General features: G+C 66.6%; 4 protein-coding genes and 1 pseudogene. All 5 read right to left on the minus strand.

Features of this window, described 5'->3' with window-relative positions; translation table 11 throughout:
* Positions 1 to 594 (minus strand): annotated as a pseudogene (locus SFU54_RS05470) (histidine kinase); the annotation flags it as partial.
* 34 nt (positions 595 to 628) lie between these two features.
* Positions 629 to 970, minus strand: coding sequence for a hypothetical protein (locus SFU54_RS05475; protein WP_319015287.1), 342 nt, complete (start codon positions 968 to 970; stop codon positions 629 to 631).
* Between the two features lie 6 nt (positions 971 to 976).
* Entirely contained in the window at positions 977 to 1,519 is a 543-nt protein-coding gene (locus tag SFU54_RS05480) for a hypothetical protein (RefSeq protein ID WP_319015288.1), read from the minus strand.
* A 25-nt stretch (positions 1,520 to 1,544) separates the two neighbouring features.
* Positions 1,545 to 2,744 carry a homoserine O-acetyltransferase MetX gene (metX, locus tag SFU54_RS05485; protein ID WP_319015289.1) on the minus strand — a complete coding sequence of 400 codons (1,200 nt, stop codon included), beginning with the start codon at positions 2,742 to 2,744 and terminating at the stop codon, positions 1,545 to 1,547.
* 88 nt (positions 2,745 to 2,832) lie between these two features.
* Positions 2,833 to 3,365 (minus strand): PLP-dependent transferase (locus SFU54_RS05490; RefSeq protein WP_319015290.1); only part of this gene is annotated, 533 nt, incomplete at its 5' end.

Here is a 3,365-nt window from a genome sequence, read left to right on the forward strand (position 1 = left end):
TTGTCGGCGCTGCGCCTCGGTTTCGCTTGCCTGTCGTTCGAGGTGATGCGCTCGACCGATGTTCTCGATACGCCGCACAGCGCGTTGCACGCCGACGGTGACCCACAGGCCAATGATGAGCGTGATGACCCATCCGGCGAGGGTGGCGATCGCCGGCGTCGAGATGAAGGCGGTTGTCGGGCCGGCGCTCGCGACGAGAAAACAGCTCGCGAGGGCGCCCGCGGCCCACACCAACCAGCGAGCAGTGCTCTCGCTCAAGACCATGCCTACGGCGCCAAGCCCTGCCGCACCCAGCGGCGCCAGCGAAATAGGGAGTGCGATCGAGGTTGACTGGCCCCACGGCAATTGCGCCAGAGCGAGAGCGCCGCACCCGAGAACGATCGTCAGAATGATCCAGCCGATGTTCGTGCTGCGCCCGACCATGATGAGGGCACCCGCTTGGCCTATGAGCACGATGATGACCGAGGGCAACAGATCGGGGTCAACGACACCCGGCAGTGCCAGGCACAGCGCCGAGATCAGCACCCCCGTGAGCCCGAAGGCGCGAGCGGCCGACTGCAAGAGTCGACGGCGCTCCTTCTCGATCAGCTCCACACGCTCAGTCTGTCACCCGAATGGGGCTCATTCATCACAATCCGCACGCGCGCGTGTACGCGTCGTACAACGCCGCACGGGTTGCCGAGTTCGCGACGATCGTGATGGAGCCGGGCACGCCGTCAAGCAGTACCTCGACGACAAAGAGCGTGCCCTGTTTGTCGTCGGCGAGAGCGTGCGGGTCGCACCGCGCGGGCGTAAGCAGCACCGGGATGCTCACCGCGTCTGATTCGGCGTGACCGGCCGATTCGCTGTCACGTGCCACCAAAGGCTCGCTCGTCACGCGAACACCATCCGCCGCGCGCACGAGCCCGAAGAGAACCGTGTCACTGATGGCAACGAGTTCGAGACCCGGGTCGTGGCGGTCTGCCGTCACGCGCAGTCAGATGACCTCGCCATCGTCACGGCCCGGATCATGCTCGACATCCAGGGTCGCGCGCTCGGCCACTGCCGCCGCGAAACACTCGGCGGCTACCCACTCGGCCCACTGGCCGAGCCGATCAGTCGTCGGCACGCGCAGCTCGGTGGTGCTGCCGTCAGCAAGAACCACGGTGAGCACCGCCTCCGGCGGCGCCGTGGTGCTCGCGGGGCAGGCAGCGGGCGACAGCGTCAACGGCAGATCGCGCGTGAGGCCCGGGCCGATCTCCGTCGTGCGCTCGCGCGATATCGACGATGACAGCGCGGGAGACTCGAGGCTGGCAACCACAATCGTGAGGGGAGCCTCCGCGTCGTTGCGCACGGCGAGCTGAATCGCTCCCCGCGATGGATCGATGCGCGTGCGATACACCTCGGCCGTGACGGCGAGCTCGGCGGCTGTAGCCGCCGCACCCGAGGGCCCGGGCGTGAGGGGCGCGGTGGCGGAGCATCCCGCAGCGGAAATCACGACCGACATTGCCAGCAGCAGGGTCAGTGCGCGTCGAGCCATGCGCGGTGACATGCGTCGCCCGCGGTCAGTTCGCCAAGAGGGTGGCCAGGTGCGGCCCGACGAGGTCGTCTTCGATGAGGAAGGCGTCGTGGCCAAACGACGATGAGACGACGATCGCGTTCGGGCCATGGATCGTGCCGGGCAAGGCCGCCGCAAGGGCTTGCTGTTGTTCGACGGGGAACAACCGGTCGCTGTCAATTCCGAGCACGAGGCTGCGGGAGGTCACGCCGCTGAGCGACTCGGTCAGCGTTCCGCGACCGCGGGTGATGTCGTGCGAATTCATCGCCTCGACGAGAGTGATGTAGCTGTTGGCATCGAATCGACGCGTGAATTTATTGCCGTGAAAGTCGAGGTAGCTCTCGACGGCGAACCGACCGCCTTTGCCCAACGGGTCGAGCACCCCTTGCCACGAACGCTCGAAGCGCTCATTGAGCTCGCTCGGCGAACGGTAGTTGAGCAACGCCATGCGGCGCGCGAGAGCGAGTCCGCGAAAGGGACCTTCGGGCTCGTCGTAGTAGTCACCGTCACGAAACAGTGGATCCATGCGAATCGCCTCGATTTGCACCGAGTTCAATGCGATTTGATCGGCGCTCGAGATGGGCGGGGCTGCGAGCACGGCGAGGCGTTCGACGCGATCGGGATGCTGCACCGCCCACTCGAGCGCGTGCATGCCCCCCATCGACCCGCCGATGACGGCGGCGAACCGTTCGATGCCGAGCGCGTCAGCGAGCCCGACCTGGGCCGCCACCTGGTCGCGAATGGTGAGGTACGGAAAGCGCGAACCCCACTCGGCGCCATCGGGAGCAAACGAGGCGGGACCCGTCGACCCCTGGCACCCGCCGAGCATGTTGGGCGCGATGACGAACCAGCGGTCGGTGTCGATCGCGAGCCCGGGGCCGACGATGCCGCCCCACCACCCTGCTGTCGGATGCCCCGGACCGGGGCGCCCCACGACGTGGCTGTCGCCCGTGAGGGCATGCACGACGAGCACGGCATTGTCGCGATCGGGCGAGAGAGTTCCCCACGTTTCGTATGCCATGCGCACGTGCGGAAGGGATTGACCCGACTCGAGTGCAAGGGAACCGATCGACTGAAAAAGGCGATTGCCCGGAGCGTCACCTTCGCGCCAGGCGCCTGTCGTCGGCGGAGTGCCCAGCATCGAGCGCCGGTTGGCCTCGGTGATGAACGCCGAGGGCACCGTGTCTTCGCTCGTTTGCCAATCCATGCTCAGCCCATTCTGTCGCAGACACGGCTTCGCCCCCGCCGTGTTACGACGAGGCGTAGCACGGCGGGGGCGCAGTGTGAGAGAGACGCTAGAGAGCGGCGTTTGCTGCGACGACCGCGCGAGCGGCCGTGAAGCCCTTCTCGAGGTCGGCGATGATGTCGTCGATGTTCTCGAGACCCACCGAGAGTCGAACGAGTCCCGGGGTCACACCACTCGTGAGTTGCTGCTCGGGAGTGAGCTGCGAGTGCGTCGTCGACGCCGGGTGAATGATGAGGCTGCGCACATCGCCGATGTTGGCGACGTGGCTGAAGAGCTCGACCGAGTCGACGAGCGCGCGCCCGGCATCCACCCCGCCTTTCAATTCGAACGAGAGCACGGCGCCCACACCCTTCGGCGCGTACTTCTGAGCAGCGGCATACCAGGGGCTCGACGAAAGACCCGAGTAGCTGACGCTCGCGACATCCGGGTGTGCCTCGAGCCAGCTGGCGACGGCCACGGCGTTCTGTACGTGACGCTCGATGCGCAAGCTCAGGGTCTCGATGCCCTGAATGAGCTGCCAGGCATTGTCGGGTGACACGGCCGCGCCGATGTCGCGCAGCAACTGCACGCGAGCCTTGATGA

Source organism: Microcella sp. (assembly GCF_033763155.1).
Taxonomy (GTDB): Bacteria; Actinomycetota; Actinomycetes; order Actinomycetales; family Microbacteriaceae; genus Microcella.